This window comes from Streptomyces sp. Wb2n-11, from assembly GCF_001049855.1.
Lineage (GTDB): Bacteria > Actinomycetota > Actinomycetes > Streptomycetales > Streptomycetaceae > Streptomyces > Streptomyces altiplanensis.
In genome coordinates this window covers 3,476,053-3,489,984 of the sequence record NZ_CVPB01000001.1, presented here as the reverse complement: position 1 = coordinate 3,489,984, position 13,932 = coordinate 3,476,053, and the positions used below count along the sequence as shown (strand labels likewise).

The following is a 13,932-nucleotide window of genomic DNA, read 5'->3' as shown; positions in this document are numbered from 1 at the left end:
CCACACGCTTTTGAGATGGCGAGTCTGGAATTCAAGCTGCCCGACCTCGGTGAGGGCCTCACCGAGGCGGAGATCGTGCGCTGGCTGGTGGAGGTGGGCGATGTCGTCGCCGTCGACCAGCCGGTGGTCGAGGTCGAGACGGCCAAGGCGATGGTGGAGGTGCCGTGCCCGTACGGAGGCGTGGTGACCGCCCGCTTCGGCGAGGAGGGGACCGAGCTGCCGGTGGGCTCCCCGCTGTTGACGGTCGCGGTGGGGGCGGCGGCCCCTGACACCGCGGCGGCCTCTGGCACCGCGGCGGCTGCCGCCCCTCCCGCAGAGGCGGAGTCCTCGGGGAATGTGCTGGTGGGGTACGGCACGGGGGCGGCGGCGGCCCGGCGGCGGCGCATCCGGCCGGTCACGGCTGCCGGACCGGTGGCGGTGCCGGTGCCGGTCGCTGAGGCCGCGGTGGCCAAGACGGCCGGGCCGGTGCCGGTGATCTCGCCGCTGGTGCGGCGGCTGGCACGCGAGAACGGCCTGGACCTGCACGAACTGAAGGGCACGGGGCCCGACGGTCTGATCCTGCGGTCCGACGTGGAGAGCACGATCCGCGGCAAGGAGCAGGAGCAGGAGCAGGAGCAGGAGCAGGAGCAGGAGCCTGCGACGGCACCGGCACCGGCGTCTGTGCCGACGTCTGTTCCGATGTCTGCGGGGGCTTCCGTCGCCGCCGGAGAGCGTGTTCCGCTGCGGGGGATGCGCGGGGCCGTCGCCGACAAGCTCTCGCGCAGCCGTCGCGAAATCCCGGACGCCACCTGCTGGGTGGACGCGGACGCGACGGAACTCATGGCGGCCCGTGCGGCGATGAACCGGTCGGCCGGGCCACCGGTCTCGGTACTCGCGCTCCTCGCCCGGATCTGTACGGCTGCCCTGGCCCGCTTCCCGGAGCTCAACTCCACCGTGGACACGGCCTCCCGCGAGATCGTGCGTCTTCCCGGTGTGCACCTCGGGTTCGCCGCGCAGACGGAGCGGGGGCTGGTCGTCCCGGTCGTACGGGACGCCCATGCCCGCAACGTGGAGCAACTGGGCGCGGAGATCGCCCGGCTGACGGAGTCGGCCAGGAAGGGGGCGCTGACCCCGGCGGAGCTGACCGGCGGCACGTTCACGCTGAACAACTACGGGGTGTTCGGTGTCGACGGCTCCACGCCGATCATCAACCATCCGGAGGCGGCGATGCTCGGGGTCGGCCGGATCGTCCCCAAGCCGTGGGTGCACGAGGGCGAGCTGGCGGTCCGCAAGGTCGTTCAGCTGTCCCTGACCTTCGACCACCGGGTGTGCGACGGCGGCACGGCGGGCGGCTTCCTGCGGTACGTGGCGGACTGCGTGGAGCAGCCGGCGCTGTTGCTGCGCACACTCTAGGCCGCTCGGACCGCCGCACGGGGCGCCGCCCCTACCCGTCTCTTCCCGGAGGGCCGCATACTCGGGGAATGACCACGACCGCGTATGACGCCATCGTGCTGGCCGGAGGCGCCGCGAAGCGGCTGGGCGGGGTGGACAAGCCCGGGGTGCGCGTGGGCGGACGAACCCTGCTCGACCGGGTGCTGGGGGCCTGCCGCGGAGCCGGTACGACCGTCGTCGTCGGCGGGCGGCGGGCCACCGTGCGCCCCGTCGAGTGGGTGCGGGAGAAACCGGCCGGGGGCGGGCCGCTGGCCGCGCTCGACGCCGGGGTGCGGCGTACCACCGCGGACAGCGTGCTCGTACTCTCCGCCGATCTGCCGTTCATCGGGATCGGTACGGTTCAGCGGCTCCTGGGGGCTCTGGAGGAGAGCGGGCGGGAAGTCGCCCTGCTGGTGGACGCGGGAGGGCGGGACCAGCCCCTCGTCGCCGTCTACCGCGCCGAACCGCTCCGCCGCGGGCTGGCGCTCCTCGCCACCGAGCACGGCAGTCTCTTCGGCCTGCCGCTCCGGCTGCTCACGGGCGAGCTCGGCCTGATACGCGTCGCCGCAGGCCCCCTGGACTCCTTCGACTGCGACACCTGGGAAAACATTGCCGCAGCCCGGTCGCGGATCAGGGAGCATGGACACGTGCTGGATGAATGGATGACCGCAGTCAAGGACGAGCTCGGCATCGAACTCGATGTCGACACCGGCCTCCTGCTCGACCTCGCCCGCGACGCCGCGCACGGTGTCGCCCGGCCCGCCGCGCCGCTCACCACCTTCCTGGTCGGTTATGCGGCGGCGAAGGCGGGCGGGGACGGGCCGCAGGCCGTTGTCGAAGCGGCTCGCAAGGCCGCGGACCTCGCCGCCCGTTGGGCGCAGGAGGCCGAGGAAGAGGCCAAGGGGGAGGCCTCGGGGGCCGCCGCGGGAGACCGCAGGGAAGACGGCGCGGGGTGAACCAGGAGGATCGCGAGATCGACGAGGCGCTCGCTCTCGTCAGCCGGACACCGGCACCGGCACCGGAGCCGGCTCCGGCTCGGACGTCGGAGCAGTCGCAGGCGTCGGAGCAGCGGGAACGGCCGGAGCCGTCCGGGCAGGAGTCCGGGCGGGCCGGCCGCGCGGGCCGGCCCGCCGCCGTGCCCGCGTCCCACGCCCGTACCGGCGCCACTGCCTGGCCCGAGGCGCGCGCCGTCGCCGCCCGGGCCGGCGGGACCGCCGCGCCCCGCACGGCGCGAGTGACGTTGGGGCAGGCCCTCGGGCAGGTGCTCGCCGAACCTCTCGCCGCGCTCACCGATCTGCCGTCCTTCGACACGTCCGCCATGGACGGATGGGCGGTGGCGGGCCCAGGGCCGTGGCACATCGGGGAAGGCGGTCAGGTCCTCGCCGGGCACGCCGCGCCCGGAGCGCTCGCCGACGGTACGGCCATACGCATCGCCACCGGCGCCCGGGTCCCGCCCGACACCACCGCTGTGATCCGCAGTGAGCACGCCCGGCCGGCGGAGGTCGAGGGGCGGCTGTACGCGCGCCGCGAGGTCGTCCAGGGCCAGGACATCCGGCCGCGCGGCCAGGAGTGCCGCACCGGTGACCGGCTGCTGCCCGCCGGCGCCCTCGTCACCCCCGCCGTCCTCGGCCTCGCCGCGGCCGCCGGTTACGACACGCTGTCCGTCGTGTCCCGGCCCCGCGTCGAAGTGCTCGTACTGGGTGACGAGTTGCTGAGTGAGGGCCTGCCGCACGACGGGATGGTCCGTGACGCCCTCGGCCCGCTCCTCGACCCCTGGCTGCGCGCCCTCGGCGCCGAAGTGCTGGGCACCCGCCGCCTGGGCGACGACGCCGAAGCGCTCCACCGGGCCGTCACCACGTCCACGGCCGACCTCGTCGTGACCACGGGCGGTACGGCGGCCGGTCCCGTCGACCACGTCCACCCGATTCTGCGCAAGGCGGGCGCCGAGTTGCTGGTCGACGGTGTCGCGGTGCGGCCCGGCCATCCGATGCTGCTGGCGCGCCTCGGAGCCGGGGGAGGAGAAGCGGGCGGGGCGGAAGGCCCGTATCTGGTGGGCCTGCCCGGCAATCCGCTGGCCGCCGTGTCGGGCCTGCTGACCCTTGCCGAGCCGCTGCTGCGCGCCCGTGCCCGACAGGCCCCCGCGCTCCGCGCTTCTTGTCCGTACGGGACGATGTGAGCGGCCACCCGTACGACACCCGTCTCGTCCCTGTCGCCCGCCGCGGAGGGGGAAGAGAGGGGAACGGACCGGAGCAGGCCGTGCCGCTGCACTACAACGGTCCGGCCATGCTGCGCGGCATCGCCGCAGCCGACGGCCTGGCCGTCGTCCCGCCCGGCGGCGCACGGGCCGGCCAGGTACTGGAGATCCTCGACCTGCCCTGGACAGAAGGACGTTTCACGTGAAACTTCCCGGCCAAGACGCGATGGCCAGGCATGCCGACGAGCACCTCGTCACCGCCCGGATCAAGCTGCCGCGCCGTATCGTCGACCGCCCGCTGCGGCAGGTCGGCAAGCGTCTGCTGATGGCGATGATGGTTCTGGCCACGACGGTGCTCATCGTCTACCTCGACCGCGCCGGCTACCACGACAACGCCGACGAGAGCATCGACCTCCTCGATGCCGTCTACTACTCGACCGTGACCCTCTCCACGACGGGTTACGGCGACATCGTGCCGCACAGTGACAGCGCCAGGCTCGTCAACGTGCTGTTGGTGACGCCGCTGCGCGTGCTTTTCCTGATCATCCTGGTCGGCACCACTCTCGAGGTCCTCACCGAACGGACCCGGGAGGAGTGGCGGCTGAACCGCTGGAGGTCCCAGTTGCGCGACCACACCGTCATCGTCGGATTCGGTACCAAGGGTCGTTCCGCGATCCAGACCCTGGGCGCCACGGGGCTCAGGAAAGAGCAGATCGTGGTCGTCGACCCGAGCGCGAAGGTCATCGAGGCGGCCAACGCCGACGGGTTCACGGGCGTCCTGGGTGATGCCACCCGCAGCGACGTACTGCTCCGCGCCGAGCTCCAGAAGGCCCGCCAGATCATCATCGCGACCCAGCGCGACGACACGGCGGTCCTGGTCACGCTCACCGCGCGTCAGCTCAACCGCGGTGCGAAGATCGTCGCGGCGGTCCGTGAGGAGGAGAACGCGCCGCTGCTGCGCCAGTCCGGTGCCGACGCGGTCATCACCAGCGCCAGCGCGGCCGGGCGGCTCCTCGGCCTGTCCGTGCTCAGCCCCAGCGCGGGCACGGTGATGGAGGACCTGATCCAGCAGGGCAGCGGACTCGATCTCGTCGAGCGGCCGGTGATAAAGGCCGAAGTGGGACGGAGCGTACGGGAGACCGAGGACCTGGTGGTCAGTGTCCTGCGTGGGCACCGGCTGCTCGGTTACGACGATCCGGCGGCCAGCCCGCTGCAGCTGACGGACCGGCTGATCACCATCGTGCGCGCCTCGCCCGGCACCACGACCGCGGGGGACATGCGGGTGACGGTGCCGGACTAGGCTGCTACGGGCCGGTGCGGAGTAGCCTCGCGGCCATGTATGCGATCACGATTCCTGAACCCGGTGGCCCCGAGGCGCTCGTATGGGCGGAGGTCCCCGATCCCGTACCCGGCGAGGGCGAGGTCCTCGTCGAGGTCGCCGCGAGCGCCGTCAACCGCGCCGACCTGCTGCAGCGCCAGGGCTTCTACGACCCGCCGCCCGGCTCGTCCCGGTACCCCGGCCTCGAATGCTCCGGCCGGATCGCGGCACTGGGGCCCGGCGTCTCGGGCTGGTCCGTGGGCGACGAGGTGTGCGCCCTGCTGAGCGGCGGCGGATACGCCGAGAAGGTGGCCGTACCGGCCGGGCAGCTGATGCCCGTGCCCGACGGCATGGACCTGGTCACCGCGGCGTCGCTGCCCGAGGTGACCGCGACGGTCTGGTCGAACGTCTTCATGATCGCCCACCTGCGGCCCGGTGAGACGCTGCTGCTGCACGGCGGTGCGAGCGGCATCGGCACGATGGCGATCCAGCTCGCCAAGGCGGTCGGCGCGCGCGTCGCGGTCACCGCCGGCGGTCCCGAGAAGCTGGCGCACTGCGCACAGCTGGGCGCGGACATCCTGATCGACTACCGGGAGCAGGACTTCGTCCAGGAGCTGCGCAAGGCCACCGGCGGAGCCGGCGCGGACGTCATCCTCGACATCATCGGCGCGAAGTACCTGGACCGGAACGTGAAGGCACTCGCCGTCAACGGCCGCCTCGCGGTCATCGGCATGCAGGGCGGCGTGAAGGGCGAGCTCAATCTGGGCGCGCTGATGAAGAAGCGCGCCGCGATCACGGCGACGTCGCTGCGGATGCGCCCGCTGGGCGAGAAGGCGGCGATCGTCTCGGCGGTACGGGAACATGTCTGGCCGCTGATCGGCACCGGCCGCGTACGCCCGGTGGTGGACCGTGTCGTGCCGATGGCCGAGGCGGCGGAGGCCCACCGGGTGCTGGAGGCGGGCGGCCACGTCGGCAAGATCCTGCTGACCACGGCCTGATCGGGCCCGATCCGCGCGGGAGGCCCGCACCGCCGTCACGGCGGTGCGGGCCTCCCGCCGTTCGTGAGCGGGTCCACCGGGCCACCGGGTCCAACGAGTTCAACGGATCCGGTGAGCCCGGCGGGCTTTAGAGGTACGGACCCGAACGCACCGGGCCCTGGCCTTCGTCATGCCCGTCGTCCTCGTGGCCCGCGCCCGGCGGAAGCGCGCGCCGCATCTGCTCCAACTGCGCCCGAGCCGCCATCTGCTGGGCGAAGAGCGCCGTCTGGATGCCGTGGAAGAGGCCTTCGAGCCACCCGACCAGCTGGGCCTGCGCGATACGCAGTTCCGCCTCGGAGGGGATCGCCTCGTCCGTGAACGGCAGAGAGAGCCGCTCCAGTTCCTCGACGAGCTCAGGCGCGAGACCGTCTTCGAGTTCCTTCACCGAGCTGGCGTGAATGTCCTTCAGCCGTACCCGGCTCGCTTCGTCGAGAGGAGCCGCCCGGACCTCCTCCAGGAGCTGCTTGATCATGCTGCCGATGCGCATGACCTTCGCGGGCTGTTCGACCATCTCTGTCACTGGCACCTCGCGCGACTCGTCGTCAGCGCCGCCGAAAGCCATTCCGTCCTGTCCCATGACAAGAACTTTCGGGCTTTCCTGCGACCGTTCACTCCTCGGCATCTCCATGCTGCCATTCTCTCGTACACCTGCGTCCCAAACACGGTGTGCCCCCGCGCAGAGGTGATCCACCCTGCGCGGGGGCACGGGAACCGGCGCTTCGGCTCAGCCCGCCGCGCGCCGCGCCACCGCGGTGCGGGACCTGGTGACCAGTGCGGCGAGGAGCGCCGCGCCCACGGGTACGGCGACGAGCAGCGCCGCGAGGGTCTCCCACGGGACGACGATCGGGACGTACGGCGGGTCGGTCATGCCGCCCATGCCGGCGTCCAGGTCCCTCTCGTACCACTTCAGCTGCTGGTGTTCCTCGGTCAGCCGCAGCCCGATCGCGGGCAGCACGCCCGCCGCCGAGCCGAGCACCACGCCCATCGCGGCGACCACCCCGCACTGGAAACCGCTCAGTGTCCTGCGCACCCGCGGGGGCGCGCCGACCGCGGCGAGGGTCTTCAGGTCGGGTTCGGCGTCGGTCTGGGCGAGGCCCGTCGCGATGCCGGCCGCGCCGATGGTGACGAGTCCGGCGAAGACGGTCAGGGCCAGCAGGACGATGCTGTTGTCGCTGATGTACCCCTCCTCCACGTACAGGCCGCCGTCGGTGCCCAGTACGTCGAGCGCCGCGTCGAGCCTCTGCCGCTGTGTGCTGTCCGGCAGGGTGCCGGCCGAGAAGTACGAGCCGAGGGGAACGGTGGTGAGCCCGGCGGCCTTCACCGCCTGTGCCGGCAGGACGACGTTCAGCCCGTACGACTGGACGGACTCGGGGGCCTGGTGGACGGGGAAGGACTTGATCTCACCGGGCGCGTCCTCGCCCCTCTGCGTCATCAGGTCGGCCTTCTTCGTATCGGTGATCAGCTTGACGCCGATCTGCCCCTCCTCGACGTTGCGCCGGTCGAAGGAGACGGCCTTGCCGCTCTTGAGGGCGCCGACGACGGCCGGGTCGTCGATCGCGAGGACCGACAGCAGCTTCTCGTCGGCGACGAGGACCTCCTGATCGGTGTACTGGCCGCCCTCCTGGCAGCGCCAGTCCTCGGACAGCTCGCGGCGCTCGGCCGGCGACAGCTCCTTCGCGCCCGGGAGGTCCTGCGACCACAGGGCGCAGCGGTTGTCCTCGGGCACGACGAGCTCGTACCGCCCGCAGCCCTTCACGTCGCTGTACGGCTCGCAGTTGGCGTTGCCCACGACGATCCGGCCGACATCGGCGCGCACATCGACGGGGAAGTGCTTCTGGACGGCCGTGCGCAGGGCCGGCACACCGCGGCCGCCGCCCTCCGTGTCGGACACGGTCACCGCACCGTGCGGCAGCCGTGCCTGGTAGGCGGCGCGCTGCTGTACGTCGTCGCTGGTGGCGTACGTCGCCACGGCGACCGTGCCCGCCACGGCGGCCAGCACGGCGGCGACGGCGGGAGCCGTGCGGCCCCGGTTGCGTACGGCGTCGCGCAGAGCCAGGCGCGGCGACAGCGGCAGCCACCCGCCGAGCTTGCCGAAGAGGCCGACCAGGGCGGGGGTGAGCGCGACGATGCCCAGCTCGGCGAGGGCGCTGCCGCCCGCGACGATGACAATGCTGTCGGTGGCGGTGGCGCCGAACAGCGTGATGGCGATGCCCAGGCCGGTCGCGATCAGGCCGACGACGGGCAGGAGGCGGCTGGAGCGGCGTACACCGCGGCGGCCGGTGAGCGAGGCCAGCACGGTCTGCCGGGACGCGGTGACGGCCGGGACGATCGCGGCGAGCAGACCGGTGAGGACGGCGAGCAGGCCGATGCCGAGCAGTTCCAGCGGACGGACGTCGAAGCTGCCGAACCGCTGGCCCATGTAGTCCTCGAGCAGCGGCCGCAGCACGAAGGTGAGGAGCAGGCCGAGCGCGGTGCCCACGACGGCCGCCGCGAAGCCGATCACCAGGCCGCCGGAGAGCACGATGGCGCGGATGTGGCGGCGGTCGCCGCCGTTGGCGCCGACCAGGCCGAGCTGACGGCGCGAGCGCCGGGCCCCGACCGCGAACGCCGGGCCCGCGAGCAGGCAGATCTCCAGCATGGCGAGGCCGACGACGGTACCGATGGCGGCGAGCTCCGCGGTCCTGGCCGCCGTGCTCTGCTCGTAGTCGGACCAGTCGTCCCGCTGGTGGAGCGGCACCTCGGAGTCGGCGGGCGGGGTGAGGGCCACGGCCCGCGAGGTCACCACGGCGCCGTGGGCATTGGCCTTCTTGACCATGTTCCACGTGAAACCGTCGCCGTCGACCGACACCAGGTACGTGCTGCCGGCCGCCGTGCCGGGCAGGCCGTCGGCCTTGAGCGCCTTGTCGAGCGGCGCCAGGAACGTGCCGGGCCGCGCGAGGACCTCGTCGGACTTGAGTGCGCCGGGGAGTTCGTACGAGCCGACGATCCGGTACTCGGTGGCGAGCCCGCGGGCGGTGAGCTCCGAACCCACCTCCAGGCCGCTGGCCTCCAGGAAGTGGGCGGTCGCGGCGATCTCGCCGGCCTTGTCGGGGAACCGGCCCTGATGGAGGGTCATGAGGCCCTTGGCCATCGGATCGGTCGCGTCCAGCTCATGGATCACGGTGTTGAGCAGGCCGTGCTCGGTACGGAGCTTGCCGCTGCCGCTCGTGTCCTTGAGGATTTTCGCGCCCGCCGGGAACGCCGCCCGGATGTCGGCGGAGCCTTCGGGCCACGGCTTGTTGTCGAAGTTCTCCACCGTCATGTAGTTGCGGCCGTCGGGAGACTGGTGGATCGGCACACCGCCCATGCCCGGGTCGGACACCCGGGCGTCGGCGGCGCCGAGGTCGCGCTCCATCTGCTGCTCGGTGGAGAGTTCGGCGCTGCGCAGGGTCAGATCGGCGGCGCTCACGCCCAGGATCGGCAGGGCGATCATGGCGAGTACGAGGGAACTGCGGCCCTTGAAGCGCCAGGCGTCGCGGCGGGCGATGCGCACCGCGGCCACCCATGAGTGGTACCAGTGGTTCACTGTGCGGCCGCCTGCCCGGAGAGCAGCGAGTCGGCCTGGCTGCGCAGGGTCTCGTCGACGACGGAGCCGTCGCGCAGGAAGACCACCCGGTCCGCCCAGGCCGCGAAGCGCGGCTCGTGGGTGACGAGGATGCCGGCCGCGCCCGCGTCGCAGCGGGCGCGCAGCAGCGCGAGTACGGACTCGCCCGTCTCGGAGTCCAGGGCGCCGGTCGGTTCGTCGGCGAGGACGAGGCGGCGGTCTCCCACCAGGGCGCGGGCGATGGCCACGCGCTGCTGCTGGCCGCCGGACATCTCGTCGGGGAAGCGGTCGGCGAGCTGGCCGAGGCCCATTTCCTCCAGGGCGGCGACGGCGGAGACGCGCGCTTTGCGGGCGGACACGCCGTCCAGTTCACGGGGCAGGGCGATGTTCTCGGCGGCGGTCAGGGCCGGGATGAGGTTGTAGTCCTGGAAGACGTAGCCGATGCTGCGGCGGCGCAGGGCGGCGAGTTCCTTGCGGCCCACGGTCGTGATGTCCGTGCCTTCGACGACGACCCGGCCCGAGGTGGGGTTGTCGAGGCCGCCCGCGATGGTGAGCAGGGTGGACTTGCCGGAGCCCGACGGGCCCATGACGGCGACGAGTTCACCGGGGAAGACGGAGAGGTTGACGCCGCGCAGGGCGTGCACCTCGGTGGCGCCGCTGCCGTGGACGCGGGTCAGCTCCTCAAGTTGCAGTACGGGCTGCTGTGTCTGTTGTGACCTTTGGGGCTGGTGTGACGTGTGGGGCATGGATTCAGGCATGAAAAAGGTCCCCCCTGAGGTGGAATGGTGGTGGGGCGCGGGTTCTAGCGCCGTGTGCTGCGAGACGCCGGGGCCGTACGGGCGGTATCGGCAATGGTGGTGACGCCATGGCCCGCAGGAACCGGTGACGCGGCCGCGGGAGCGTTCCCGGCCCTGCGCGCGACCGCCGCGGAGAGCCGGGTGAGCCGGGACTCGGAGTGGTCGAGCCAGCGCGCCTCGGCCTCGGTCTGGAAGATCAGCTGTTCCAGTACGAGCAGCCAGGCGATGTCGTCACGCGCCTGCTCGCCGTCTTCGCTCTCGACCTCCACGGCGGCGAGGGCCCGGGCCTTGAGGCGGGTGTAGTCCTGCATCGCCTGCAGAGTGGCGTGGCGCTGGGCCTGGATGACGGCCCGGATGTCGACGCCGGGGGCGCCGACGGCCATGGCGAGCTTGATGGCCAGCTCGTCGCGGGGCGGGCTGGCGCGGTCGACGGGCCGCTCGAACCAGCTCTTGAGCTCGCCTCGCCCCGCGCCGGTGATCGCGTACAGCGCGTGGCCCGCTCCGTCCTCGCCGTCCTGGACGACCATGCCGTCGCGTTCGAGGCGGGCCAGGGTCGTGTAGACCTGGCCGACGTTGAGAGGCCAGGTCGCACCGGTGCGCGACTCGAATTCGGTACGCAGTTGGGAGCCGTAACGAGGGCCGTGTTCCAGGAGGGCCAGCAGCCCGTGACGAATCGACATACCGAGTATGTATACCGAGTATGCTGGCGGGCGCCAACCCACCTGAGGAGGACATCGGGGGTAGGCCCTGAGGGGGACGGGCTGCCGGGCGGCGGGTCAGCCGCGCCGCATCCGGAGTCCCAGGAACCCGAGCCCGAGCCCGAACAGCGAGAGCCCCACACCCAGCGGAAGCACATGGACGCCCAGCGGGTCGGACTGCGCGACGGCCTGCTGGGAACCCTTGCGGGCGGTGCCCGGAGGGGCGTGGGAGGAAGGGGAGGCGGCGGGCTCGCGCCAGGGCTCCTCCAGCGCCTCTTCGTGGACCTCTCCGGACGAGGGCGCGTACGACGTGCGGGGGGTGGCCGAGGTGCTCGCCGACGCGGAAGCCGAGCCGGACGCGGACGCGGAGGGGCTGTGCGTGGCCCCGGCGCTGCCCGAGGGGCTCGCACCGCCGCTCTCGGCCGCCTCCGGCGTGGCGGACCCGCTCCCGCTGGGAGCCGCGTCCTTCCCGGGCGTCCTTCCCGGCCGCGTACGCCCCTCACCGGCCGGCCGTCCGGCCAGGCTCTCGGAAGGAGCGGTGGTGGGGGCGGAGAACCGCTTCGAACCGTCGAACGCTCCGGCGCCCGGCCCCGGCTCCCCCGCGGAGGCGGGCGCGGACGATGAGGAGGCGGGCGGGGGCGAGGGAGTGGAGAGAGGCGCTGAGACGCGTGCGGGCGTCGGATCCGACGCCCGCTCGTCGGCGCACGCCCCCGGGGCCGGCAGCGCCAGCACCGCGGCCACCCCCACCGCCGCGAACCGGACAGCCATGGGATTCCGCCTCCTTTGCCGAGATAAGCCGAGGTATGCCGAGATGCGCCGAGGTACGCCGAGATTCGCTGGGACATGACGAGATGTGAAGAGATGCGCCGGACCACTGTGTCCGGCGCTGGGATGCCGGACCCAGCGTCACACGCCGCGACACCTCCGGCACCCCGGGTCACACGAAAGGGGCCCCCGCGCGTGTTATACGCGCAGGGGCCCCTTCCGTACGTCCGAACCGGACCGCTCGGCCGTCCGGTCTAGTCCGAGGGCGGGTTGCCGGTGGCGACTTCCAGCTCGATCGTGAAGTCCTCGGGGTCGATGTCGGCGTCACGCTTGGGGTACTGGTTGACCACCGTGTCCTCGCCCCAGGTGGGGTCGTCGACCCTGGTCTCCTTGAGCTTCCACCCCGCCGCGTTCAGGCACAGCTTGACCGAGCGGATGTCCTTGTAGAGGAAGCTCGGCACCACGACCTTCTCCGGGTCCGACATCGACTCCCTGCCGGGCGAGCAGTCGGTGGTCTTCATGGTCCTGGAGCGGTCCGGGCCCTTGTAGCCGGGCTTGGTCACCGCCTCGCTCCGGGTGGGGTCGTCGCCGCCCTCGTTCCCGCCGTTCGAGTCGTCCCTGAGCGAGAGCGCCGTGACCAGGCCGCCGATGGCCAGCAGCGCGACCACGACCGATCCCACGACCACCGGCATGTTCCGGTTGCCGCCGCCGTTCCCGCCGCCCGGGCCCTGTGCCGTCCGGGGCGACATCGTGTACGGCGGCGGGGTCTGCCCGCCCTGCATGCCGTGGCCGCCGTGCTGCATCCCGTGCGTCGCGTACGGCGAGGGGGCGGGCGTGGGGTGCGCCGTCTGCGCCGGGTACCCGTATCCCTGCTGAGCGGGGGCCGGAGCGGGCGTCGGCGGCCCGTACGACGCCGGACCCGGCTGGTACGGCGTCTGCACGCTGCCGCTCTGCGGGTAACCCGTCTGCTCGACCGGCGGGAAGACCGCCGACCCGACCCCGGACCCGCTCTGCGCCGCCGGACCGCCACCGATGATCACCGGCGCGGCACCCGTCTGGCCCGACCCCGACACCCGCGCGCACTCGTCGCGCATCGCGGCCGCGCTGGGAAACCGCTCGTTCGGGTTCTTCTTCAGCGCCCGCGCGACGAGTGCGTCGACCGCCGGCGGGATCGACCGGTTGATCGACGAAGGAGTCACCGGCTCCTCCTGGACGTGTGCGTACGCGATGGCGAGCGGCGAGTCCGCGTCGAACGGCAGCCGGCCCGTCACCAGCTGGAACAGCATGATGCCGACCGAGTACAGGTCGGAGCGCGCGTCGACGCCGCGCCCCAGCGCCTGCTCGGGCGACAGGTACTGCGGCGTACCGACGACCATGCCGGTCTGCGTCATCGACGTGACGCCGGACTGCATGGCGCGCGCGATGCCGAAGTCCATGACCTTGACCACATTGCGCTTGTTCATCATCACGTTGCCGGGCTTGATGTCGCGGTGGACCAGGCCCATCTCGTGACTGGTGTCCAGCGCGGCCAGCACATCCGCCGTGATCTTGAGCGCCTTGTCGGCTGGCATGGCGCCGTACCGCTCGATGTCCGCGCGGAGCACGGAGCCGAGCGGCTGCCCCTCGACGTACTCCATGACGATGTACGGCATCAGCGCGCCGTCGAGCTGGTCCTCGCCGGTGTCGAAGACCGAGACGATGTTGGGGTGGGAGAGCTTGGCGACCGCCTGCGCCTCGCGCCGGAACCGTTCGCGGAACGACTGTTCGCGCCCCAGTTCCGTGTGCAGTGTCTTGATGGCCACCTGGCGGTCCAGCGCGGAGTCGTACGCGAGGTACACCGACGCCATGCCGCCTTCTCCGAGCAGGTCGCGCAGCTGGTACCGCCCGCCCGCGACCGAGCCGCCCGCGTAGCGGCCCTGTCCGCCGTCCTGGCTCATTACCGTGCTTCCCCCTCAGCGCAAGATTTACGGGCCAAGTCTGCCCCAGGGCACTGACACGTCAAGCGCGGTGCCCGTTCCGTGACCGTACGCGCCACAAGCGTCGCGCAAGCGTTACAGCGGGGGGCCCGGCGAGAGACCGACGAGAGTCCGGCAGGTGGCTGGAATTTGCATGGGTACATCGGCAACGGGT

The 13,932-nt window shown here is 72.3% G+C and carries 10 protein-coding genes and 1 pseudogene; 5 read left to right on the top strand and 6 right to left on the bottom strand.

Annotation, left to right across the window (positions count from 1 at the left end; all coding sequences use genetic code 11):
* Positions 1-15 precede the first annotated feature (15 nt).
* From BN1555_RS15840 to BN1555_RS15820, 5 genes and pseudogenes are all read left to right on the top strand, one after another.
* Positions 16-1,392 (top strand): dihydrolipoamide acetyltransferase family protein, encoded by a 1,377-nt coding sequence (locus tag BN1555_RS15840; RefSeq protein ID WP_093800000.1) that lies wholly within the window; start codon positions 16-18, stop codon positions 1,390-1,392.
* Positions 1,393-1,460: 68 nt separating this feature from the next.
* Positions 1,461-2,366 (top strand): NTP transferase domain-containing protein, encoded by a 906-nt coding sequence (locus BN1555_RS40375; protein ID WP_093799999.1) that lies wholly within the window; start codon positions 1,461-1,463, stop codon positions 2,364-2,366.
* A pseudogene (locus BN1555_RS15830) lies at positions 2,363-3,810 on the top strand (molybdopterin molybdotransferase MoeA). Before BN1555_RS40375 ends, BN1555_RS15830 begins: the two are co-directional and overlap by 4 nt.
* A gap of 20 nt (positions 3,811-3,830) precedes the next feature.
* Positions 3,831-4,904 carry a potassium channel family protein gene (locus tag BN1555_RS15825; protein WP_255306421.1) on the top strand — a complete coding sequence of 358 codons (1,074 nt, stop codon included), beginning with the start codon at positions 3,831-3,833 and terminating at the stop codon, positions 4,902-4,904.
* 35 nt (positions 4,905-4,939) lie between these two features.
* Positions 4,940-5,920, top strand: coding sequence for an NAD(P)H-quinone oxidoreductase (locus BN1555_RS15820; protein WP_093799997.1), 981 nt, complete (start codon positions 4,940-4,942; stop codon positions 5,918-5,920).
* Positions 5,921-6,047: 127 nt separating this feature from the next.
* On the opposite strand, the gene BN1555_RS15815 is transcribed toward BN1555_RS15820, so the two are convergent.
* The 6 genes from BN1555_RS15815 to BN1555_RS15790 all read right to left on the bottom strand — a co-directional run bounded on the left by BN1555_RS15815 (position 6,048) and on the right by BN1555_RS15790 (position 13,739).
* Complete coding sequence (locus tag BN1555_RS15815; RefSeq protein WP_093799996.1) at positions 6,048-6,587, bottom strand: bacterial proteasome activator family protein; 540 nt, start codon at positions 6,585-6,587, stop codon at positions 6,048-6,050.
* 96 nt (positions 6,588-6,683) lie between these two features.
* Positions 6,684-9,524, bottom strand: coding sequence for an ABC transporter permease (locus tag BN1555_RS15810; protein ID WP_093799995.1), 2,841 nt, complete (start codon positions 9,522-9,524; stop codon positions 6,684-6,686).
* Positions 9,521-10,288 (bottom strand): ABC transporter ATP-binding protein, encoded by a 768-nt coding sequence (locus tag BN1555_RS15805; protein WP_093799994.1) that lies wholly within the window; start codon positions 10,286-10,288, stop codon positions 9,521-9,523. Before BN1555_RS15805 ends, BN1555_RS15810 begins: the two co-directional genes overlap by 4 nt.
* 56 nt (positions 10,289-10,344) lie before the next feature.
* Complete coding sequence (locus BN1555_RS15800) at positions 10,345-11,019, bottom strand: PadR family transcriptional regulator (RefSeq protein ID WP_093799993.1); 675 nt, start codon at positions 11,017-11,019, stop codon at positions 10,345-10,347.
* Positions 11,020-11,115: 96 nt separating this feature from the next.
* On the bottom strand, positions 11,116-11,805 hold the full coding sequence (locus BN1555_RS15795) for a hypothetical protein (RefSeq protein ID WP_093799992.1): 690 nt from the start codon (positions 11,803-11,805) through the stop codon (positions 11,116-11,118).
* A gap of 251 nt (positions 11,806-12,056) precedes the next feature.
* Positions 12,057-13,739, bottom strand: a complete 1,683-nt coding sequence (locus BN1555_RS15790) for a Stk1 family PASTA domain-containing Ser/Thr kinase (RefSeq protein ID WP_093799991.1) — start codon at positions 13,737-13,739, stop codon at positions 12,057-12,059.
* Between the last annotated feature and the right edge of the window lie 193 nt (positions 13,740-13,932).